Origin of the sequence: Branchiibius hedensis (assembly GCF_900108585.1) — a bacterium.
Taxonomy (GTDB): domain Bacteria; phylum Actinomycetota; class Actinomycetes; order Actinomycetales; family Dermatophilaceae; genus Branchiibius; species Branchiibius hedensis.
This window is the reverse complement of sequence record NZ_UESZ01000001.1, coordinates 374034-394637: the sequence shown is the minus strand read 5'-3', so window position 1 is coordinate 394637 and position 20604 is coordinate 374034. Positions and strand designations below refer to the sequence as shown.

The 20604-nt window shown below is 68.6% G+C and carries 27 protein-coding genes; 13 read left to right on the top strand and 14 right to left on the bottom strand.

Going from position 1 to position 20604, the window contains the following annotated elements; translation table 11 throughout:
- Positions 1–91: 91 nt before the first annotated feature.
- Entirely contained in the window at positions 92–361 is a 270-nt protein-coding gene (locus DR843_RS02075) for a GlsB/YeaQ/YmgE family stress response membrane protein (protein ID WP_146202462.1), read from the top strand.
- Positions 362–416: 55 nt separating this feature from the next.
- Here the strand turns inward: DR843_RS02075 and DR843_RS02070 are convergent, their stop codons facing one another.
- Positions 417–1115: a ferritin-like fold-containing protein gene (locus DR843_RS02070; protein WP_109683879.1), complete on the bottom strand. Its 699-nt coding sequence runs from the start codon at positions 1113–1115 to the stop codon at positions 417–419.
- 335 nt (positions 1116–1450) lie between these two features.
- On the opposite strand from DR843_RS02070, the gene DR843_RS02065 reads away from it, so the two are divergent.
- Positions 1451–2761 (top strand): DEAD/DEAH box helicase, encoded by a 1311-nt coding sequence (locus DR843_RS02065; RefSeq protein ID WP_425451534.1) that lies wholly within the window; start codon positions 1451–1453, stop codon positions 2759–2761.
- On the top strand, positions 2758–3165 hold the full coding sequence (locus tag DR843_RS02060) for a LuxR C-terminal-related transcriptional regulator (protein WP_109683877.1): 408 nt from the start codon (positions 2758–2760) through the stop codon (positions 3163–3165). Before DR843_RS02065 ends, DR843_RS02060 begins: the two co-directional genes overlap by 4 nt.
- Here DR843_RS02060 and DR843_RS02055 read toward each other — a convergent pair.
- Together DR843_RS02055 and DR843_RS02050 are read right to left on the bottom strand one after the other, a co-directional pair.
- The gene (locus tag DR843_RS02055) at positions 3152–4012 is read right to left on the bottom strand and encodes a RecB family exonuclease (RefSeq protein WP_245933941.1); all 861 of its coding nucleotides are present in this window, start codon (positions 4010–4012) and stop codon (positions 3152–3154) included. The genes DR843_RS02060 and DR843_RS02055 overlap by 14 nt on opposite strands.
- Entirely contained in the window at positions 4009–4872 is an 864-nt protein-coding gene (locus tag DR843_RS02050; RefSeq protein ID WP_109683876.1) for a PHP domain-containing protein, read from the bottom strand. Before DR843_RS02050 ends, DR843_RS02055 begins: the two co-directional genes overlap by 4 nt.
- Positions 4873–4932: 60 nt before the next feature.
- Here DR843_RS02050 and DR843_RS02045 point away from each other — a divergent pair, with 60 nt between their 5' ends.
- Genes DR843_RS02045 through DR843_RS02035 form a run of 3 tightly spaced genes read left to right on the top strand, consistent with a single transcriptional unit; the run spans position 4933 to position 7667 of the window.
- Positions 4933–5502, top strand: a complete 570-nt coding sequence (locus DR843_RS02045) for a hypothetical protein (protein WP_109683875.1) — start codon at positions 4933–4935, stop codon at positions 5500–5502.
- Positions 5499–6119 (top strand): hypothetical protein, encoded by a 621-nt coding sequence (locus DR843_RS02040; RefSeq protein ID WP_146202461.1) that lies wholly within the window; start codon positions 5499–5501, stop codon positions 6117–6119. Before DR843_RS02045 ends, DR843_RS02040 begins: the two co-directional genes overlap by 4 nt.
- A gap of 33 nt (positions 6120–6152) precedes the next feature.
- Positions 6153–7667 carry an aminopeptidase P family protein gene (locus DR843_RS02035; protein WP_109683873.1) on the top strand — a complete coding sequence of 505 codons (1515 nt, stop codon included), beginning with the start codon at positions 6153–6155 and terminating at the stop codon, positions 7665–7667.
- 58 nt (positions 7668–7725) lie between these two features.
- On the opposite strand, the gene DR843_RS02030 is transcribed toward DR843_RS02035, so the two are convergent.
- A complete protein-coding gene (locus DR843_RS02030) occupies positions 7726–8508 on the bottom strand; it encodes a L,D-transpeptidase family protein (protein ID WP_170119717.1) in 783 nt (260 codons plus the stop codon).
- A 207-nt stretch (positions 8509–8715) separates the two neighbouring features.
- On the bottom strand, positions 8716–8850 hold the full coding sequence (locus DR843_RS20740; protein ID WP_281268774.1) for a hypothetical protein: 135 nt from the start codon (positions 8848–8850) through the stop codon (positions 8716–8718).
- 100 nt (positions 8851–8950) lie between these two features.
- On the opposite strand from DR843_RS20740, the gene DR843_RS02025 reads away from it, so the two are divergent.
- Genes DR843_RS02025 through DR843_RS02010 form a run of 4 tightly spaced genes read left to right on the top strand, consistent with a single transcriptional unit; the run spans position 8951 to position 12395 of the window.
- Positions 8951–9358 carry a hypothetical protein gene (locus DR843_RS02025; protein WP_146202460.1) on the top strand — a complete coding sequence of 136 codons (408 nt, stop codon included), beginning with the start codon at positions 8951–8953 and terminating at the stop codon, positions 9356–9358.
- 9 nt (positions 9359–9367) lie between these two features.
- On the top strand, positions 9368–10705 hold the full coding sequence (locus DR843_RS02020; protein WP_109683870.1) for a magnesium transporter MgtE N-terminal domain-containing protein: 1338 nt from the start codon (positions 9368–9370) through the stop codon (positions 10703–10705).
- The gene (locus tag DR843_RS02015) at positions 10698–11219 is read left to right on the top strand and encodes a DUF1003 domain-containing protein (protein ID WP_109683869.1); all 522 of its coding nucleotides are present in this window, start codon (positions 10698–10700) and stop codon (positions 11217–11219) included. Before DR843_RS02020 ends, DR843_RS02015 begins: the two co-directional genes overlap by 8 nt.
- A 42-nt stretch (positions 11220–11261) precedes the next feature.
- The gene (locus DR843_RS02010; protein WP_109683868.1) at positions 11262–12395 is read left to right on the top strand and encodes an Mrp/NBP35 family ATP-binding protein; all 1134 of its coding nucleotides are present in this window, start codon (positions 11262–11264) and stop codon (positions 12393–12395) included.
- A gap of 46 nt (positions 12396–12441) precedes the next feature.
- On the opposite strand, the gene DR843_RS02005 is transcribed toward DR843_RS02010, so the two are convergent.
- From DR843_RS02005 to sigE, 3 genes are all read right to left on the bottom strand, one after another.
- Entirely contained in the window at positions 12442–12849 is a 408-nt protein-coding gene (locus tag DR843_RS02005; protein WP_170119716.1) for a twin-arginine translocase TatA/TatE family subunit, read from the bottom strand.
- Positions 12850–12943: 94 nt separating this feature from the next.
- Positions 12944–13474 (bottom strand): anti-sigma factor family protein, encoded by a 531-nt coding sequence (locus DR843_RS02000; RefSeq protein WP_109683867.1) that lies wholly within the window; start codon positions 13472–13474, stop codon positions 12944–12946.
- Positions 13474–14115: an RNA polymerase sigma factor SigE gene (gene sigE, locus DR843_RS01995; protein WP_109683866.1), complete on the bottom strand. Its 642-nt coding sequence runs from the start codon at positions 14113–14115 to the stop codon at positions 13474–13476. The genes DR843_RS02000 and sigE overlap by 1 nt, the downstream gene beginning before the upstream one ends.
- A 79-nt stretch (positions 14116–14194) precedes the next feature.
- On the opposite strand from sigE, the gene DR843_RS01990 reads away from it, so the two are divergent.
- The gene (locus DR843_RS01990; protein WP_109683865.1) at positions 14195–14830 is read left to right on the top strand and encodes an O-methyltransferase; all 636 of its coding nucleotides are present in this window, start codon (positions 14195–14197) and stop codon (positions 14828–14830) included.
- 69 nt (positions 14831–14899) lie between these two features.
- Here the strand turns inward: DR843_RS01990 and DR843_RS01985 are convergent, their stop codons facing one another.
- Entirely contained in the window at positions 14900–15067 is a 168-nt protein-coding gene (locus DR843_RS01985; protein WP_109683864.1) for a DUF3117 domain-containing protein, read from the bottom strand.
- Positions 15068–15188: 121 nt separating this feature from the next.
- Between DR843_RS01985 and DR843_RS01980 the strand changes: the two genes are divergently transcribed.
- On the top strand, positions 15189–15656 hold the full coding sequence (locus tag DR843_RS01980; protein ID WP_109683863.1) for an NfeD family protein: 468 nt from the start codon (positions 15189–15191) through the stop codon (positions 15654–15656).
- Position 15657: 1 nt separating this feature from the next.
- Positions 15658–16947: an SPFH domain-containing protein gene (locus DR843_RS01975; RefSeq protein WP_109683862.1), complete on the top strand. Its 1290-nt coding sequence runs from the start codon at positions 15658–15660 to the stop codon at positions 16945–16947.
- Between the two features lie 10 nt (positions 16948–16957).
- On the opposite strand, the gene DR843_RS01970 is transcribed toward DR843_RS01975, so the two are convergent.
- From DR843_RS01970 to dapE, 5 genes are read right to left on the bottom strand one after another with little or no spacing between them, the layout of a single operon-like run.
- Complete coding sequence (locus DR843_RS01970) at positions 16958–18202, bottom strand: hypothetical protein (protein ID WP_245933940.1); 1245 nt, start codon at positions 18200–18202, stop codon at positions 16958–16960.
- Entirely contained in the window at positions 18199–18774 is a 576-nt protein-coding gene (locus tag DR843_RS01965) for a DNA-3-methyladenine glycosylase I (RefSeq protein WP_109683861.1), read from the bottom strand. The genes DR843_RS01970 and DR843_RS01965 overlap by 4 nt, the downstream gene beginning before the upstream one ends.
- Positions 18767–19207, bottom strand: a complete 441-nt coding sequence (locus DR843_RS01960; protein WP_109683860.1) for an SRPBCC family protein — start codon at positions 19205–19207, stop codon at positions 18767–18769. Before DR843_RS01960 ends, DR843_RS01965 begins: the two co-directional genes overlap by 8 nt.
- Complete coding sequence (locus DR843_RS01955) at positions 19204–19533, bottom strand: DivIVA domain-containing protein (RefSeq protein WP_245933939.1); 330 nt, start codon at positions 19531–19533, stop codon at positions 19204–19206. Before DR843_RS01955 ends, DR843_RS01960 begins: the two co-directional genes overlap by 4 nt.
- Positions 19534–19537: 4 nt before the next feature.
- On the bottom strand, positions 19538–20602 hold the full coding sequence (gene dapE / locus DR843_RS01950) for a succinyl-diaminopimelate desuccinylase (protein ID WP_109683858.1): 1065 nt from the start codon (positions 20600–20602) through the stop codon (positions 19538–19540).
- Between the last annotated feature and the right edge of the window lie 2 nt (positions 20603–20604).

Below are 20604 nucleotides of genomic sequence, written 5' to 3'. Positions count from 1 at the left end.
GGCGAGCCCCGTTGCTGAACGCCACCTGTATGCCGCACTGTGGAGGTTCTTGGTGCGCAACGGTGCGCACCCGGCCGATCGGAGTCACGTCATGCTCGCGTCGATCCTCGGATCACTCATCGTCGGTGCAGTCGTGGGCATTCTCGCCCGACTCATCCGACACGACGAGAACAATCTGTCCATGCTGGAGACGGTGCTCATCGGTATCGTCTCGTCGTTCATCGTTGGCCTGATCCTTGGTCTGACGACGTACAAGAACTCCAACGGCGGGATCCCGTGGATTGCGTGGGGGTTGTCCCTGGTCGCCGCCATCATCCTGATTCCGGTGTACGAACAGGTGCGCGGCAGGTCCAAAGCCTGATCTGCGCAGAACAGTAGGCCCCGGGCACTGCCCGGGGCCTACTACACGTTTGCGATCAGGCGTCCAGCCCCAGCGCGGCCATCCGGCGCGTGTGCTTCTCACCCAACCGGGTCAGCAACTGCTGGAAGCCGACCAGATCGAAGCCCTGGCCGGTGCCACGGTCCATGATCAGATCGAGCAGATCGTCGTTGATCAACGCCACCAGCTGAGCCTGGGACAGCGCCTCGCCCATCATCCGACGGCCGAGTAGCGCCAGCCGCCCGGCGAGCCGCTCGTCCTGTGCAATCGCCTCCAGCAGCGCGGTGCGGGCGATCGCAGCCTGCTCGTCGTCCGGCAGGGCGCGTCGGATCATGTCGGCCGTCGCGGGGTCGAGGACGTCGGTCAACTCACGATAGAAGTCGGTGGCGATGGCCGAGCCGGCGTAGATCTTCATCAGCCCCTCGTGCCAGTCCGCCGGCGTGATCCGGGCGTGCCAGTTGTCGAACGGCTCGTGGAAAGGTTGCATCGCCTCGGCGGGGTCGGCGCCCAGCTCCCGCAAGCGGGCCGAGAGTTGCTCGAAGACGGAGTACTCGCGAGCGGCGAGCGCCCCGAGAGCCTGCTGGCTCGGAACGGTCGGGGCCATCTCAGCGACCCGCGCGACGTCGAAGAAAGCCATCAGTTCGCCGTACGCGAGGACACCCAGCAAACTGGTCACGCCCGCCTCCGGAGCCGACGTTGTCCCGGTGGATGTCACCGTGCCGGAGTGTTCGATCATGAGAGGAGTCTAGGACCCGCGATAGCATGTACGTGTCATAACCGGTGCCCGGTCGGCCCAGACGATAGACATTCCAGTTTTTTTGCAGTCCGCTGCAGGTCAACGCCCCGCGAGGATCTCCCCCGCGAAACCCGCTGACCATCCGAAGACCTCCGATCGGCTCCCTGCCTGGCCGCCCGTGCGGCCCCACCGATCGAGGATCTGTTGACTGAGAACACCACCACTGAAAACGCTTCTGCCCCGAGGAACTCACGTTCGCCGATTTCGACGTCCACCCGGACATCGTCGCGGCGCTCGCGGACGCGGGCATCGTGCACCCCTTCCCCATTCAGGCCATGACCCTGCCGGTCGCCCTGTCCGGGCACGACATCATCGGCCAGGCCAAGACCGGAACCGGCAAGACCCTGGGCTTCGGGGTCCCCGTGCTCAACCGCGTGGTCGCGCCGGGTGATCCGGGGTACGCCGATCTGCCGGCTCCCGGCGCACCGCAGGCTCTCATCGTGGCCCCCACCCGCGAGCTGGCAGTGCAGGTCGCCGGCGATGTGGAGACCGCCGCGAAGCGGCGCGGCATCCGGGTCGTGACCCTTTACGGCGGGCGGGCCTACGAACCGCAGATCGATGCGCTGAAGACCGGCGTCGAGGTCGTTGTCGGTACCCCCGGCCGCTTGCTGGACCTGGCCGGTCAGAAGCACCTCAACCTTGGTTACGCCCGCACCGTGGTGCTGGACGAAGCCGACGAGATGCTCGACCTTGGCTTCCTGCCCGACGTCGAGCGACTGCTGGCCCTGACCCCGGCCGGCCGCCAGACGATGCTCTTCTCGGCCACCATGCCGGGAGCGGTCGTCACGCTGGCCCGGCGCTACATGACCCAGCCCACGCACATCCGCGCGATGCACGAGGACGGCGACAACCAGCACACCGTCAAGGCGATCGAGCAGTTCTTCTACCGCGCGCACGCGATGGACAAGGTCGAGATGCTGGCCCGCATCCTGCAGGCCCGTGACCGTGGCCTGACGATCATCTTCTCCCGCACCAAGCGCACCGCTGCGAAGGTCGTCGATGAGTTGACCGAGCGTGGTTTCAATGCCGCTGCGTTGCACGGTGACCTCGGCCAGGGCGCGCGCGAGCACTCGATGAACGCCTTCCGCAAGGGCACCGTCGACATCCTGGTCGCCACCGACGTCGCGGCCCGCGGCATCGACGTCGACAACGTCACGCACGTCATCAACTACCAGTGCCCCGAGGACGAGAAGACCTACCTGCACCGCGTCGGGCGCACCGGCCGGGCCGGCAACACCGGCATCGCGGTCACCTTCATCGACTGGGACGACATGCCGCGCTGGGGGCTGATCAACAAGGCCCTCGACCTCGGCGTGCCGGAGCCGGAGGAGACCTACTCCTCCTCGGAGCACCTCTACGAGCAGCTCAACATCCCCACCGATGTCACGGGCCGGGTCGGAGCGCCCAAAACCTCCGACAAGCCTGCGCGAGAGTCACGGTCAGGTTCGGATCGGCGTACGTCGGGTGGTCGCCAGCGCGCGGACCGCGGCGAGCGCTCGGAGCGCTCCGAGCGTGACGGATCGCAGCGTCGCCGCCGTCGTACCCGCAAGAGCTCCGACGGCGCGCCGTCACCCGACCGGTCATGACCGGCCTGGCGGCGGACCCGGAGGAACTGGCCGCTGCCGTGGGTGAGCGCCTGGCGCTCATCCGGCGCTCGTTGGCCGACGCCCAAGCGGCGGTCGGCACCGCGCAGGCGGCGGAGGCGCTGGCGCACAGCCTGCAGGTCACCGACCGGATGAGCGAGGAGATCGTGCGGCTCGTCGCACCCGATGCACCGACCCAGTTGCCGGATCTGCGCTCGGGTCTGACCGGCCGGGAGTTGGAGATCGCCGAACTCATCGCCCTGGACCAGTTGACCAACGCCCAGTTGGCGCAGCATCTGGACATCTCGGAGAAGACGGTCAAGACGCACGTCGGATCGATCCTGCGCAAGTTGCAGATCGCCCAGCGCTCGGAGATCGCCTGGACCCTCGGGGTCACGCAGAAGTAGGTTCCAGACCCTCCCAGGGCAGCGCAGCGGGCCCGGCCGCCTGCCCCTCGGGACAATGCTCGCGGAAGTCGCACCACCGGCACAGCGGGCCCGGCCGCGGTGGGAACGCAGTCGATGCCGCGCCCTGCTGCTCGTAGGACTGGTCTACGTCGATGAGGTCGGCGACGATCGAATCCGCTTCTGCCAGCTTGCGATCCAGCGACTCGTCGGTGTGCTCGTGGGCGATGACCTCGCCCGTGGGCACATGGTGCAACTCAACCGTGACGCAGCGCGCGCGGAACAGGCGGCTGACGGCGGCGGCGTAGAAAGCCAGGGGGAGCGACACCCGCGCCGCGGAGTCGTCGAGCGGTTTGCGGGAGGTCTTGTAGTCGACGATGACCAACTCCCCGCCGCGGTCGTCGATCCGGTCGATGCGACCCGTCAGCAACGCCCGGCCGACCGGCAGGTTGACCGACCGCTCCACCCCACGCGGCTGGATGTCCCGGTCGATGCCGCGCAGGTACTCCACGACCTCCTGCGTGATCCGCGAGCGCCAGGTCGCCGAGTGGGCGGGGTCGCGGAAGCCGACGTCACTCCACGCTGCGGCCAACGATCGCGCGACCGCGTCGGGGGTGCGTTGACCCGGGGCCAGGTCCCAGAAGTCACGCAGCACGTTGTGCACGACCACCCCGACGACGGTGTGCGCCCGGGGCGGGACCTTGGTCGGGGTCGGACGATCCAGATACGCGAAGCGGTAACGCCGGGGGCAGTCCAGGTAGGTCAGCAAGCGGGTCGGGCTGGCCCGGTACGGGCGGCGGTAGATCGGGTCGTCGAACTGCTGGTGCAGGGCGGGTTGCTCTGCCGTCACATCCACTGCTCCAGACCCACCGAGTGGGCACCCGGATCGCGCGCCCGCTCGATCAGCGCAGCGAGTGCCTCGGGGCTGGTGGTGTTCTCGCCCAACTGGTTGGGCTTGCCGGTGCCGTGGAAGTCACTGGATCCGGTGGGCACGAGGCCGAGCCGGTCGGCGATCGCGGCCGCGTGGGCCCGTTGCTGGGGTGAGTGGTCGCGGTGGTCGACCTCCAGTCCGGCCAGTCCGGCATCGGTCATCTGCTCGATCACCGCCTCATCGACCACGCGACCGCGGGCGGCGGCGAGCGGGTGGGCCATGACGGCGACTCCCCCGGCGGCGTTCACCAGTCGTACGGCGTCCACCGGGTCCGGGGCGTAGTGCGACACGTAGTAGCGGCCGCCGGTGCGCAGCAACTCCTCGAAGGCCGCTGACCGATCGGGCACGACACCACGGGCCACCAAGGCGTCGGCGATGTGGGGTCGGCCGATGGTGGCACCCGGTGGCGTGTGGTCGACGACCTCCTCCCAGGTCAGCCCGGTGTCCGGGGCGAGTCGCTCGACGATCCGCCGCGCGCGGCTGTCGCGGTCCCGGCGGGTGCGCTCGAACTCCGCGAGCAGCCCCGGGTCCGCCGGGTCCAGCAGGTAGCCCAGCAGGTGGATGCTGATGCCGTGCCAGGCGGTGGAGATCTCCGCGCCGGGCAGGAAGCCGATGCCCGACGCAGCAGCGGCGCGAGCCGCTTCGTCCCAGCCCGCCGTACTGTCATGATCGCTCAGACCGACGACGTCCAGCGCGGCTTCCTGGGCGGCCTGGACGATCTCCGTCGGGGTCATCGTGCCGTCACTGTGCCGGGAATGGGTGTGCGGGTCGATGGCCACCGGCGCAGCGTACTGCGCGTTGATTGGGTCATCGCTGCTCCGGTTTGAGAAGGTGTGGATATGTCAGATCCCGGCTCCACCCCGACACCCGAACCGCTGCCCGCTGCGCCGACGTACGAAAACAGCACCAGCGCGGTCGGTGAACCGCCGAAATCCATCCGCCAGGCGGTGGCGTTGATGTACGCCGGGGCCGTGCTGTCCGCGATCAACCTGCTGTTCGCGATCTTCTCCAAATCGCGCATCCACGACAGTTTCGTGACGGCTAACGCCAAGCAGGCGGCGGAGTACGCCAAGGACCACACCAAGGCCAAGCCGTTGTCGGCGACCGCCCTGGATCACGCGATCAGTCAGGCGTGGGTGGTCAGCATGGTCAGCGGGGCGATCACGGTCGCGCTGTGGATCGTCCTGGCTCAGACCAACAAGAAGGGGAACAGCGCGGCGCGCATCATCGCAACGGTCCTGACGGTCCTGAACGTGTTGCTGACCATCGCCAGTCTGCTCGGCTCGTTCAACCTGCTGACCTTCGTAGCCAGCATCGTGATGGTGCTGATCGCGGTCACCGTCACCTACCTGTTGTGGCGCCCGGAGTCTTCTGACTACTACGGCGCCGTCAAGGCGGCCAAGGCTTGATCGGGGTGCTACGCCGCCGGGTCGGCGCCGGGGCCGCCGCCGCGCTCACGCTGGCCGCCCTCACCGCCTGCAGCGGTACGCCGGCGGCCAACACCACCAGCGGCGACGCCACGACACTCAGCACCCCCGCACCCACCCCGGTCACGTCCACCGCCGCCGGCGCGAGCGTTTACGGTGCGTACGCGTTCGTGCAGCCTGCGGCCTGGATCGTCGACGCGGGCCGACAGACCAAGGGCGTCACGACGTACCTGAAGGCGCCGCAACCGGTTTCGGGTGTCATCCCGACCTTCACGGTGGCGACCAGCACCGTCAAACCGGTGCCGAGCCTTGACGACCTGGCCAAACAGGGTGCGATCACCGCACGGCAGCGCAGCGCCACCGTGACCGATGTCGCCGACCGTCTCATCGGCGGCGAACCCGCGCAGGGGTACGTCGTGACCAGCAGTACGCCGAAAACGGGGGCTACCGGGACCCAGGCCCTCAGCCAGACCCAGTACTTCGTCATCCACGACGGGACGATCTACGTGACGACCTTCACCTCGTCGACGGCGTCGGCCGCCAGCCTCAAACCGACCCAGGACGCGATTCTGGCCTCCTGGTCCTGGACGACACCCTGATCCGCTGTCGCTGCTGCGTGCGACCATGGCTGGGTGAGTAGTGAAGAGCAGCCCACCGCCGGACACCGCAGCCGCCCGTCCTCCGGAGCCTTCCGGGAGTTCGTCGCCGCAGGCTGGGCACCACGCGACGCCACGTTGCCCGATCGCCTCGACGTCGCCCCGTACGCACAGGTCCGCCGGGACGCCGTCTCCGCGGCTTTCCCGGGCGACCGGTTGGTGATCCCCGCCGGCGGTTTGAAGGTGCGCAGCAACGACTGCGACTACATCTTCCGCCCGCACACCGCGTTCGCGCACCTGACCGGCCTGGGCGCCGATCGTGAACCCGACGCCGTCCTCCTGCTCGAACCGCAGACCGACGGTGGCCATGAGGCGGTGCTGTTCTTCCGGCCGTTGGCCGGCCGGGACACCGAGGAGTTCTTCGGTGATTCGCGGTACGGCGAGTTCTGGGTCGGTGCCCGCCCCACCCTGGCCGACGTGGAGGCCGAGCTGGGCATCCGCGCCAGGCACATCGACGAACTACCCGATGCCCTGGCCAAGGACGCCGGAGTGGTCACGGTGCGGGTCGTGCGCGACGCCGACCCCATCACGACGCAGGCGGTGGACAAGGTCCGCGAGAGCAGCCACGAGTCCTCGACCCAGGAGTCCCAGGCATCCGCCGAGGAGGACGGCGATGAGGCGCTCGCGAAGTTCCTGTCCGTCCTGCGCCTGATCAAGGACGAGTGGGAGATCGAGCAGATGCGTCGCGCCGTCGCTGCGACCGCAGACGGGTTCGACGCGATCATCGAGGAGTTGCCCGAGGCCGTCCGCCGGGGCCGTGGCGAACGCTGGATCGAAGGGGTTTTCGGCCTGCACGCGCGCCACCAAGGCAATGGCGTCGGATACGAATCCATCTGTGCCAGTGGCGATCACGCCAACACCTTGCACTGGATCAAGAACACCGGCGAGGTGCTGGACGGTGACCTGATCCTGGTGGATGCCGGTGTCGAACTCGATTCGCTGTTCACCGCTGACATCACCCGCACGCTGCCGGTGAACGGCAAGTACACCGACGCCCAACGCAAGATCTACGACGTCGTGTTGAAGGCGCAGCGAGCCGGCATCGACGCGGTCCGGCCCGGCGCGAAGTTCTCCGACGTCCACGCCGCCGCCATCACGGTGATCGCGCAGACGCTGTTGGAGTGGGGCCTGCTTCCGGAGGGCGTCGACCTGGCGACAACCCTCAGCGACGAGGGCCAGTACCACCGGCGCTGGATGGTGCACGGCACCAGCCACCACCTCGGAATGGACGTGCACGACTGTGCGCTGGCGTTGCGCGAGGAGTACATGGACGCGGAACTGCAGCCGGGCATGGTGCTCACGGTGGAGCCCGGCCTCTACTTCAAGAAGGACGACCAGTTGGTGCCCGAGGAACTGCGCGGCATCGGGATTCGCATCGAGGACGACGTGGTGGTCACCGACACCGGCTGCGAGGTGCTGTCGTCCGGCATCCCGAGCGACCCCGACGCCGTCGAGGCGTGGATCGCCGGGCGATGGGGTGTGCTGGACTGACCGCCACTGAACGAAACGGGCGCTGCCGGAAGGCAGCGCCCGTTTCGTTCAGCCTCGCTCAGTAGATCGAGACGATCCGCGAGGGATACAGGATGTTGGAGCGGATCAAGAAGTCCTGCGCCGCTGGCAACAACCGACAGCAACCGTGCGAGGCGTTGTACGCCGGGATGTCCGCCGAACCATGGATCGCGATCCCGCCGACCACGTAGTACGGCTTGTACATCGACCCCAGCGCACCGGTCACCCAGCCGGAGGTGTTGCGGCGGTAGATCTTCCAGGTGCCGGTCGGCGTGGACCCGCTGTACCAGCGGCCCCAGGCGTAGAAGCGTTTGTTGGCGCCGGTGCTGGTGTTGAACACCCACCGAGCGGTGCTGCCGCCCCAACCAACGAGCAACAGTTGCCGACTCTTGTCCACCTCGATGCGGTAGCTGCCCTTGTGTCGAACCGCCGGCGTCTTGGCCTTGCCCACGACAGCCTGCTCCGCCGGACCCCAGACACCCGTGCGAGCCAGCCCCTGGGCCTTCTGGAAGGCCCACACGGCTTGGAGCGTGCCATAGCCGAAGACACCATCCACGCCGGGCATCCAGTAGTGCAGGCTGTACAGCTTGGCCTGCATCCCCTTGACGTCGCCGCCGCTCATCCCCCGCTTGAGGGTGCGGCCCGCCGCCGCACGGACCAGTGCCGGTGCGGCCTGCTGGGTGGTCTGGGCCTGCGCGGAGGGAGTCAGCAGGAGCCCGGTGCCGAGCGCGCCGACACCAGCGGCACCCATGATCGCCGTACGCCGCGTGAGGGCACCCGCTGTGGTCGAAGACTCGCGCGGTGCAGAGGTCCTGATGGTCATGGGTATCGACTCCTTCATCTGCCAGCCGAAGCGGGTCTGCAGCTGGACTCCTCGTGATCGGTGATGCTGGTCACGATGTGAGGAGCACCAAGAGCACAGAACCGGACATTCCTGTGCGATTCCAGCGCTGTACGTGGGCCCAGCATAAGTCAGCGACGCTGCACATGCAGCGTCGCTGTGGATCGCGGACCGGCCCGGAGGCTGGGGTCAGCGGCGGCGGTTCGACGGACGGCGCAGGGCCCGCTCGACGCGGGTGGACTGCGCAGCGTTGACGACGACCGCGGTGGCCTTGGTCATGGGCACTTGCTGGAACATGGTCGCCTCCTTCAAGACTTTGCTCACGAAGACCGGTGGTTGCCCGGCCTGACCCACCAAGTATATACTTCGAAATCGAAAACTTCAATTTGGAACTTCTGTGGCCGGGGTCACGTACACTGCGACCATGGTCGACGACGTCGAAACCCGCATCAGGACGGCGCTCACCCGCTCCGCAGTGCTGTGGATCGGTGCGCCAGGGGGTCGACTGCACGCTGCCTGGTTCGCTCGCGCCTCGGACCAGGACGGAACCTGCCTGGTGATCAGTGGCGCTGGTGAACAAGAGCTGCCCGTCCTGCCCGATCCCTGCGAGGTGGTCCTGCGCCAGCGGGACAACCGCACCCCCACCGGGCCGCTGGCTGCCCACGTGGAACTGATCGGCGCTCATGACCCCAGATGGGACACCTGCGTCGCGGACCTGGTCGCGGCCAAACAAGGCGTACCCAGCGCGGCCCAGCTGCGTCGGTGGCGCACGACGGCCAAGATCTGGGCGGTCACTCCCCGCGCCCCGGACCTGCTCACCCCAGCGGGATAACCTGGGCCGGTGAGCAGCCAGACCCGGGTTTTCGTCGCACGGATTGCGGGTTTGGTGGTCCTGGACCCCCTCGGTGACCAGGTCGGCCGGGTCCGGGATGTCATCATCACGTTCGCAGCCAACGGCCAGGCCCGGGCGATCGGGTTGGTCATCGAGGTGCCCGGCCGCCGACGGGTTTTCGTCCCGATGACCCGGGTCACCGGTATCGACCCCGGCGCTGTCTTCACCACCGGCCTGGTCAACATGCGACGGTTCGAACAACGCACCGGCGAGTACCTGGCCATGGCCGAACTGCTGGACCGCAGTGTGCAGGTGCGCGAAGAGGGACAGACCTTCACCGGTGTGGTCGAAGACCTGGGGATCGAGCAGAACGCCCGCCGGGACTGGATCGTCACCAAGGCATTCGTGCGGCGGGCCGAAGACGTGTCCGGTGCTTCCAAAGCGATGTCGCGCCTGACCCGCCGGCGTACCGGAACGACGTTCCTGATCGATATCGACCGGATCCTCGGGCTGCACCAGCAGGCCCCCGCGCAGAGCGCCGAAAGCCTCCTGGCCAGCTATGAGGATCTGCGCGTCGCCGACCTGGCCGAGGTCATCCACGACCTGAACCCCAAGCGGCGGGCCGAAGTCGCCGCGGCCCTGGACGACAGCAAACTGGCTGACATCCTGGAGGAACTGCCCGAGGACGACCAGGTCGAGATCCTCGCCGGTCTGGAGATCGGCCGCGCGGCCGACGTCCTGGAGGCGATGGAGCCCGACGATGCGGCCGACCTGTTGGCCGACCTGCCGCCGGACCAGGCCGAACAACTGCTGGCCCGGATGGAGCCGGATGAGGCGGAGCCGGTCCGCCGGCTCATGTCGTACGACGAGAACACCGCCGGTGGTCTGATGACCACCGAAGCCATCGTGCTCGGTCCCGAAGCCAGCGTCGCCGAAGGGCTCGCCCTGGTGCGTCGCGAACAGATCGCTCCCGCCCTGGCCTCGGCGGTGTACGTCTGCCGTCCTCCGCTGGAGACCCCGACCGGCCGGTTCCTGGGCATGGTCCACACCCAGGCCCTGCTCCGGGAGACGCCCTCCAGCCCGGTGGGCAGCATCGTGGACAAAAGCATCGAACCGTTGCTGGCGACGGCACCCCTTGGCCACGTCACGCGGACCCTGGCGACCTACAACCTGGTCAGCCTCCCGGTGGTGGACGATTCCGGCCGCTTGATCGGGGTCATCACCGTCGACGACGTCCTCGACCACATCCTGCCCGAGGACTGGCGCGAGGAACGCCACGATCTGCATCCCACGATGACGACCGGCCGCAGCGAGGACCGCGCGAACAGGAGCACCAGCCATGGCTGAGCGCGCCAAGCGTCGCCGCGACGCGCTGGATCAGCCCCGCGAGCAGTCGGTGCGGTTGTTGCCGCAGTCACCGCTGGACAGCGACGCCTTCGGCCGGTTCGCGGAGAAGTTCGCCCGCTATATGGGCACCGCGCAGTTCCTGGTGTGGATGACCGCTTTCGTCATCGTCTGGATCCTGCTGAACCTGGTCGGGTTGTTCGGCCTGCAATGGGACCCCTACCCGTTCATCCTGCTGAACCTGTTCTTCTCCACGCAGGCCTCCTACGCGGCGCCGTTGATCCTGCTGGCCCAGAACCGTCAGGACGACCGCGACCGGGTGGCGATCACCCAGGACCGGCAACGCGACGAGCGCAACCTCGCCGACACCGAGTTCCTCACCCGGGAGGTCGCCTCTTTGCGGTTGGCGGTGCGGGAGACCGCTACTCGGGACTTCGTGCGCTCCGAACTGCGCGCGCTGCTGGAGGAACTCGAAGAGCGCGGCATGGTGGCCCCCGGGGAAGACCGGGCCACCTGACCGTGGTCAGCGGCTCGCCGGGCGGCACCTAAACTGGTGGGTATGCCGATCCCCACTCCTGACCAGGTCCATGCGGCGCTCGCTACCGTCAACGACCCGGAGATCAAACGCCCGATCACCGATCTGGGCATGGTGCAGGACGTCGCGATCGGTGACGACGGCGTGGTAGCCGTGACGATCCTGCTGACGGTGGCCGGCTGCCCGCTGAAGGAGACCCTCACCCGTGACACCACCGCGGCCGTGTCACGACTGGAGGGCGTGACCGACGTGAAGGTCACCCTCGGCGTCATGACCGACGACCAGCGTGGCGCGCTGCGCGACAGCCTGCGCGGCGGCGCCCCCCAGAAGGAGATCCCCTTCGCGCAGCCGAATTCGCTGACCCGGGTCTACGCAGTGGCCTCTGGCAAGGGTGGCGTCGGCAAGTCCTCGGTGACGGTCAACCTGGCCGCAGCGTTCGCCGAGCAGGGCCTGCGCGTGGGCGTGGTCGATGCCGACGTCTACGGCTTCTCGGTCCCGCGGATGCTCGGCGTGGAGCACAAGCCGACCCAATTGGACGACATGATCCTGCCGCCGGTGGCGCACGATGTGAAGGTCATCTCGATCGGGATGTTCGTGCCCGGCAACCAGCCGGTCGTCTGGCGCGGACCGATGCTGCACCGCGCATTGCAGCAGTTCCTCGGCGACGTCTTCTGGGGTGACCTGGACGTGCTGCTGCTGGACCTGCCGCCCGGCACCGGTGACATCGCGATCTCGGTGTCCCAGTTGATCCCGACCGCGGAGATCCTGGTGGTGACCACCCCGCAGCAAGCCGCCGCCGAGGTCGCCGAGCGGGCGGGATCCATTGCCCTGCAGACCAAGCAGCGGATCGCCGGAGTCATCGAGAACATGTCCTGGCTGGAACTGCCCGACGGCAGTCGGCAGGAGATCTTCGGATCCGGCGGCGGCCAGGCCGTCGCCGAGTCGTTGACCCGCAGCATCGGGGCGACCGTGCCGCTGCTGGGTCAGATCCCGCTGGACACCCGCCTGCGTGAAGGTGGCGACGCCGGTGCGCCGGTCGTCCTGTCCGCACCGGACAGCCCCGCGGCCGTCGTGTTGCGCGGGATCGCCAAGCAACTGGGCCAGAAGGCGCGTGGCCTGGCCGGACGGTCACTGGGCCTGACCCCGGCAGGGCGCTGACGACGTACGTCGATCGGCAGCTGCCGGTTTCGGGTCGGTGCGCCGCTCAGGTGGCGTCGAAGTCGAAGGGCGTCGCGCGGTCCGGGTCGTAGCGCAGGGTCTGCACGGCCACCGGCGATGCCGCGCCCCCGGCCGCAGTGGCCAGGTCGGCGTCGGTCGCTTGCTGACTCTGCGGGATACCCAGGGTGTTGGACACGTCCTCGCCGAGCGCGTCTCGAACGATCCGGCGCGGGTCGTACTGACGCGGGTCGTACTGACGCCAGTCGACGTCCTGGAACTCCGGACCCATCTGCTCCTTGAGCTGGGTCTTCGCGCCCTCAGCCATCTCGCGAGCCGAGCGCACGAACTGGCGGAACTTGGCCAGGTACTCGGGCAGCCGGTCCGGGCCGATCAGGACCGCGGCCAGCACGATCAGGATGACGAACTCCCAGCTGCCGATCCCGAAGATGTTCACTGGTGGTCCCCCTTCCCGTTCGGCGGCGTGCGGCGGTCTGAGATTACCCCACGGGTGCGGCGGCGACCGCTGGCGTCCGGGAGGTTACGCAGCCTCAGTGCGGGAAGCCGACGTTGAGCACTGCGGAGCCCTTGACCGGCGCCGGGGACAACGAGGTCGCGGTGTCCACCTGTGCGCCGGGCAGGTTCGCGGCCTGGCGAACGAGCACCTCCGGGGTTTCCAACCGGACCGATGCACCTCCGGGCTGCACCGAGGTCGGACCGTGCAGGGCCACCAGACTCGCGCCCACGCACCCGGCGACGGCCGCAATCGCCAGACCGACCGAACGGCGGGCCGAGGTGTACTGCGGCGGAGCCGACGTGGGCAGCACGCTCACCCCCGACGAACCGCGTGAGGTCGTCATCGGCGCTGCCGGGTCGGCCAGGCTCAGCAAGGTGGTCATCAGCTGCTGGTGGTGGGCCGCATCGAGGCGCACCGAGCGCAACCGCTGGATCAAGGCACGCTCGGCGTCCACCTGGGCGCGACAGCCGTCGCACGCGACGAGGTGCTGCTCGATCCGCAGTTCCTGATCCGCGGTCAACAGCCCGTCGACGTAATCAGCGAGATCCTGCGGGTGCCGCGCCATCAGCGGGTCCCCGGAAGCACACCACCGATACCCGCCCGGGAGCGTGCGGGCGCCTGCACCACCGGCCGCGGCGCCGGGGCACGGTGCGCCAGCGCCTCGCGCAACTGCGCCCGGCCACGGTGGATCCGTGAGCGGACGGTGCCGAGCTTCACATCCAACGTCGCGGCGATCTCTTCATAGGACAGGCCCTCGATATCGCACAGGACCACCGCGGCGCGGAAGTCCGGCGGCAGGGCATCGAGCGCGCGCTGGATGTCGTCATCGAACGCGGCATCGGTCAGGACCTGCTGCGGGTCAGCGGATCGGGCGGGCAGCCGGGCCGCGGCCTCATCAGACAAGGCGTCGAAGCGGATCCGCTGCTTGCGGCGCATCTTGTCAAGGAACACGTTGGTGGTGATGCGGTGCAGCCAGCCCTCGAACGTGCCCGGCTGATAGGAGTGCAGGGACCGGAAGACCCGCACGAAGACATCGTGGGTGAGATCCTCGGCGTCGTGCACGTTGCCGGTCAGCCGGTAGGACAACCGGTAGACGCGGGCCGAGTGCTCCCGGACGATCTCTTCCCAGGTGGGCGGGGTCCACGGTGCGCCGCCGTCGGGCGGGGACCCGAGCGTCGTGGTGGCGTTTTGCGAGACTTCCGTCATAACACTGACAACGGTAGGCCGCGGGGCTTTGTTCCGGCTATTTTCTTCGGATGCCGACCCTGGGTGTGAGGATGGGGTGATGAACACCCTGAAGCCGGCCAGTCAGAGTTACGCCGAGGACTTCGTCCCTGAGCCTGAGGTGGTCACGGCGGCCCGCGAGCGCGGTGAGCAGTTGGGGGCCACCCCGATCGGTGCGGGCACCGGTGCCACCTTGCAGGTGCTGGCGGCTGCCAACGCCGCGCGCACCGTTGTCGAGATCGGAACGGGCGCTGGCGTGTCCGGGCTGTGGTTGCTGTCCGGGATGCCCGACGACGGCATCCTGACCACGATCGACATCAAGGCCGAGCACCAGCGCGCCGCGAAACAGGCGTACGCGGCTGCCGGTATCGCACCCGCGCGGACCCGCACCATCACCGGCAACGCGTTGGACGTGCTGCCGCGGTTGGCGGACGGGGCCTACGACCTGGTGCTGGTGGATGGCGCCAAAAGCCAATACCCGGCGTACGTCGAGCATGCCCTTCGGATCGTCCGTCCCGGTGGCGTGGTGGCCATCGACAACATGTTGTGGCATGACAAGGTCGCCGACCCCGCAGCGCGGGACGACACGACCGTGCTGCTGCGCGACCTGAGCAAGCAGTTACGGGAACGCGAAGACCTGGCGACCGCGCTGCTGCCGGTGGGCGACGGTCTGCTGGTCTGCGTTAAGCGCGCCTGACCCTGCACGTACGACGAACGCCCCGGTCCTTAAGGGACCGGGGCGTTCGTCGTCAAAGAGTGCGGGACCTCAGCCGAGGCATCCCTTGATCGCGTCGCCGAGCGCCTGAGCTTCCTCGGCGTTCATCTCCACGACCAGCCGGCCACCGCCTTCCAACGGCATGCGCAGCAGGATGCTCCGACCCTCCTTGGTCACCTCGAGGGGTCCGTCTCCGGTGCGGGGCTTCATGGCCGCCATGGATGTTTTCCTTCCGTGTCGCGGGACTGCCCGCCATTATCGCAGCCTCCTGCGCCTGCGGCGAAATCCTGCCTCCAGTACCCCCACCCGCAGGTAACCGTGCGCGTGAAAGACTCACAACATGGCGGCGGTGATCTGGCTGGTGGTGGGTCTCCTGCTCATCGCGGGCGAAACCCTGAGCGGCGATCTGTTCCTGCTCATGCTCGGTGGCGGCGCGCTCGCTGCTGCGGTCGCGGCAGTGTTCGGCGCACCGGTCTGGCTGGCCGCGCTCGTCTTCGCGTTGATCAGCGTGTTGTTGGTCGTGGGGGTCCGCCCGGTGCTCAAGCGCAAAATGACCGACGGCCCGATCGTGCCCACCGGCATCGATGCCCTGATCGGCCGCACGGCCACCACCCTGGGCGCCTTCGGCAACACCGGTGGCCAGATCCGCATCGACGGCGACGTCTGGTCCGCGGAACCGGCCGATCCGGACGATTCGTTCACTAGCGGTGAGCAGGTGATCGTCGAACGCATCGACGGCGCCACCGCCGTCGTCAGCCGGCCGCGACTAGCGGCCGGTCCATCGGGGAATGAAGTAGGAGTGGATTGAGATGGCTGCATTGATCGTCGCGATCGTGATCGTGCTGTTTGCGATCATCATCGTCGCGAAATCCGTGGCGCTGGTGCCACAGGCCGAGGCCGCCGTGATCGAGCGGCTGGGCCGCTACACCAAGACGGTGTCGGGGCAGCTGACCTTCCTGATCCCGTTCATCGACCGGATCCGGGCCAAGGTCGACCTGCGTGAGCGCGTGGTCTCCTTCCCGCCGCAGCCGGTGATCACCGAGGACAACCTGACCGTCCAGATCGACACGGTCGTCTACTTCCAGGTCACTGACCCCCGCGCCGCGGTCTACGAGATCAACGACTACATCGTCGGTGTCGAGCAGTTGACCACCACCACGCTGCGCAACGTCGTCGGCGGCATGACGCTGGAGGAGACGTTGACCTCCCGCGAGCGGATCAACAGCCAGTTGCGTGGCGTCCTCGACGAGGCCACCGGCCGCTGGGGTCTGCGCGTGGCCCGGGTCGAGTTGAAGTCGATCTTCCCGCCGCCCTCCATCCAGGAGTCGATGGAGAAGCAGATGAAGGCCGACCGCGAGAAGCGCGCGACCATCCTTGCGGCAGAAGGACATCGGGAGTCGGCGATCAAGTCGGCCGAGGGTGACAAGCAGAGCCGGATCCTGGCCGCCGAAGGCGCCAAGCAGGCCGCGATCCTGGGCGCGGAGGGTGAGCGACAGTCGGCGATCCTGCGCGCCGAGGGTGACCGGGCGGCCGCCTACCTGCGGGCACAGGGTGAGGCCAAGTCGATCGAGAAGACCTTCGCGGCGATCCGGGCCAGCAAGCCCACGCCGGAATTGCTGGCCTACCAGTACCTCAACACCCTGCCCAAGATGGCCGAGGGCACTGCCAACAAGGTGTGGGTGCTGCCCGCGGACTTCGGCTCGGCGCTGCAGAGCTTCGCCAAGTCCTTCGGCACCCAGGGCCCCGACGGTGCGTTCCGGTACGAGTCCACGGACAACCCGCCGCCGGTCGAGGAGGACAACGTCGCCGACTGGTTCAAGACCCAGCGCGACCCGGCCGTCGCCAAGGCGGTCGCCGACGCGGAGGCCGTTGCCCGCACCTCGATAGATCCCAATCCGGCCCGTCCGAGTACGTCGAGCGAGGACTCCGCGCCCGCGGCGGCTCCCGCTCCAGCCACCTCCGTACCGGACGCCCCGGCCCCGGCGCAGATCGAGGCGGCCGAGCCGCCGCAGTACCAGTTGCCGCAGCAGCCGCCGGCCCAGGAACAGCCCTACCAGGCTCCCCCGCAGCAGCCGTACCAACCGCCGCAGCAGGGCTGAGGTTCAAAGCTCAGATCGGGTTCCACGGCAGCGACGGGACGTGCATGAGAGTCCAGCACCACCACACCTGCCAGCCCAGTCCGAGCACGACCAACGCGACCGTCCGCGTGCGCATCAGCACGCGGGCGTCGCGGTCTTTCCAGCCGGCACCGATCCACACCACGATGATCGGGAACAGGAAGATCGCGTACCGGTAGGTGCTGGTCCAGGCGTCCACGACGGCCACCAGGTAGAAGGCGTACGCCGCGACCCACGCCCGCAGCACCGGCCCCAGCGCCGACGCCCAGGGTCCGATGATCGACACCACCACCACGGCGATCATGGTGAGCACCCACAGCGGCGTCCACGCACCGAAGAAGTACCGCAGGTTGGTGAACCACGGTGCGAAGAACTCGACCGACCGGCTGGCCCGCCACGCGGATTGGGTGAGCGCGTAGGCGTCCGATTCGCCCGTGACCAACCCCGCGATCGTCGGCCACAGCACCGCGGAGACGCCGCAGCTGACCAACAGGAAAGCCATCCCGGCCCACTCGGTCCCGGGGATCGGTCGGTCCCGGCGCGCCCGCCACCGCCAGATCACCGCGACCAGCGCGACCAGTCCCAGCGGCGGTGCGATCGGGCGGGCGAACCCGAAAGCCAGCGCGACCAGTCCGGCGATCGCCCAGTCCTCGCGGCTGACCGCGAGCAGGAATCCGACCAACAGCAGCATGGCCAGGGACTCGGTGTAGGCCAGCTGCAGCACCGGCGACATCGGCAAGGTGGCGTAGACCGCGATCGTGCACAGCGTCGCGGTGCTTCCGATCCGCGGGCGCAGCAGCGGGATCATCAGCAGGGCGGCCGCGGTGCCGAGCAGCAGGGAGAGCGTCGGTGCCACGACCTCGAAGCTGCCACCGGTGATGGTCATGATGCCGCGCACCAGCACGGGGAACGCGGGGAAGAACGCCCACGGGTTCTGTTGCACCGTGCCGGACTCGTCCCGGGGCAACTGCGTGGGGTAGCCGTGCTCGGCGATGGTGCGGTACCAGTCACCGTCCCAGATGTGGGTGATGTCCCAGTACGACGCGTGCCCGGTCGCGCCGTTGGCCCCGGGCATCGTGCTCAGATCCTGCTGGCTGGCGATCCACATCAGCAGGGCCGCACTGAAGGCCCGCGCGAGCAAGTAGACCCCGAGCACCGCCCAGACCAGTCGCTGCGCGGCCAGCCGCTGCCACCACGTGTCCCGCACCACCGCCGGGGACGTGGTCACCGTGGTCATGCCGCACCGCCGAAATCACAGTCGACCAGATGATCGGTGACGACCCCGCAGGCTTGCATCGCGGCGTACATCGTGGTCGGCCCGATGTGCTCGAACCCGCTCGCGCGCAGGGCTTTGGCCAGCGCGACCGATTCCGGCGTGGCGGCGGGCACGGCGGCGAGGTTCTGCGGCCGGGTTACCGGCGAAGGCTGGAAGGACCAGAACAACTCGACCAATCCCCCGTCGGCGCGCAGGGCGACGGTGGCCTTGGCATTGGCGATCGCGGCGTCGACCTTGCGACGGTTGCGCACGATCCCGGCGTCCGCCATCAGCCGCTCCCGGTCGGCGTCGGTGAAGGCGGCGACCGCGTCCGGGTCGAAATCAGCGAACGCAACCCGGAAGGCGGGCCGCTTGCGCAGGATGGTCAGCCAGGAAAGCCCCGACTGGAACGCCTCGAGGGTGATGCGTTCCAGCAACGCGGCCTCCTCGCGCACCGGGTGGCCCCATTCCTGGTCGTGATAGGCCACGTAGTCCGGGGCGGCTCCCCAGGGGCAGCGCGCCTTGCCGTCCGCGCCCCGCACCGCGTCACCCATCGAGTGACTCCGCGGTGCGGGCCATTGCGTTCACGGCGTGGCTGTAGACCGCCCGCGAGATCAGCGTGTTGACCGGTCCGGCGATCCGCGCCCAGCGCCAGGCCGGGGCGACGTCGGCGGTCCACACGACCGCACTGCCGGTACCGTCCGGGCGCACCTGCACCTGAACCTGCCCGGTCAGCACCGACCCGGTCTTGCGTACGGCGTAACCGTGCGGCTCGTCGTACGTCGTGATGGTCATTGGGTCGGCCAGGGTGAGCGGCCCGATCCGGGTCAGTCCGAGGATCGTGTCCCCGACCTGCTCGCCCGTCCCGCTGGTGACCGTGACCGTCGTGAACGGGAAGTACGCCGAGTGGCGGGCGAATTCGCTGGCGGCGCGCCACAGCCGGGCGGGGTCCGCAGCGCTGTGCGAACGGACGGTGACCGAGGTCACGCCGGCCCGGGGCCGTCGGTGAGGCTGTCCAGCCGCTGCCCGGTGAGCTCGGCGATCCGGGCACTCTGCTCGGCCAGCTGCCGGTCCTTGTCCGCCAACGCGTCACGCAACCGGTCAAGGGTGTCGTCGACCTGGCCCATCCGGTAGCCGCGCAGCGTCTGGTCGAACCGCAGTCCATCGACGTCGCCTGGGCGCACGGTCGGCGGCAGTTCCTCGAACGGGCTGGTGCGCACCGGCGGATCCAGGTGGCCGCCGTACATCCCGACCACACCCGCGACGACCAGGCCGATGACCAGCACCAGCAGGACGATCAGGAAAACAAACACCCAACTAGCGTAACCAACGTGTGAGGGCGTCCAACGCATCCGTGATCTGGGTCTCGTCGCACCATTCGTCGTCGGTGTGCGCCAGATTCGGGTCGCCTGGGCCGAAGTTCACCGCCGGCACCCCGAGGGCCGACAGCCGGGCCACGTCGGTCCAGCCCTCCTTGGCGATCACGGGCAGTCCGAGCGCCGCGACGAATGCCTGGGCTGCCGGTTTGTCCAGCCCCGGGCGGGCACCGTCCGCGGCGTCGGTGAGCTCGATGACATAGCCGCTGAAGACCTGCTGCACGTGTTCGAACGCCTCGGCGGCGCTCTTGTTGGGGGCGAAGCGGTAGTTCACGGTGACCACACATTTGTCCGGGATCACGTTGCCGGCGATCCCGCCGGCGATACCGACGGCGTTGAGGGCCTCGTGATAGTCCAGACCGTCGACGTTCACGGTCGCCGGCTGATAGGCCGACAGGCGGCCGAGGATCGCGCCCGCCTCGTGAATCGCGTTGTGCCCGTTCCACGGTCGCGCCGAGTGCGCCGAGATGCCCTTGGCCGTGACGTCGACGCGCAGCGTGCCTTTGCAGCCGCCTTCGATCCCGCCGTCGGTGGGCTCCAGCAGGACCGCGAAGTCGGCGGCGAGCAGACCGGGCTGGGTCCTGGCGAGGCGGCCGAGACCGTTGAACTGATCCTCGATCTCCTCGCAGTCGTAGAAGACGTAGGTGATGTCCCGACTGGGTTCGAGCAGGCTGGCCGCGAGCGCCATCTGCACCGCGACGCCGCCCTTCATGTCGGTGCTGCCCCGGCCGAGCAACCGGCCGCCGATCCGCTGGCTGGGGACGTTGGGGGGGTCGGTGATCGGCACGGTGTCGATGTGCCCGGCCAGGATCACCCGCTCCGCGCGGCCCAGATCGGTGCGGGCCACGATGGTGTTGCCGTCGCGCACCACCTGCAGATGGGTCAGCGGTGTGAGGGCCGCTTCGATGGCGTCGGCGAGTTCGCCCTCGTCCTTGCTGACGGACGGCACGTCGCAGAGCGCGGCCGTCAGCGCCACGACGTCCTGGTGCAGATCGAGGTGAGCCATAC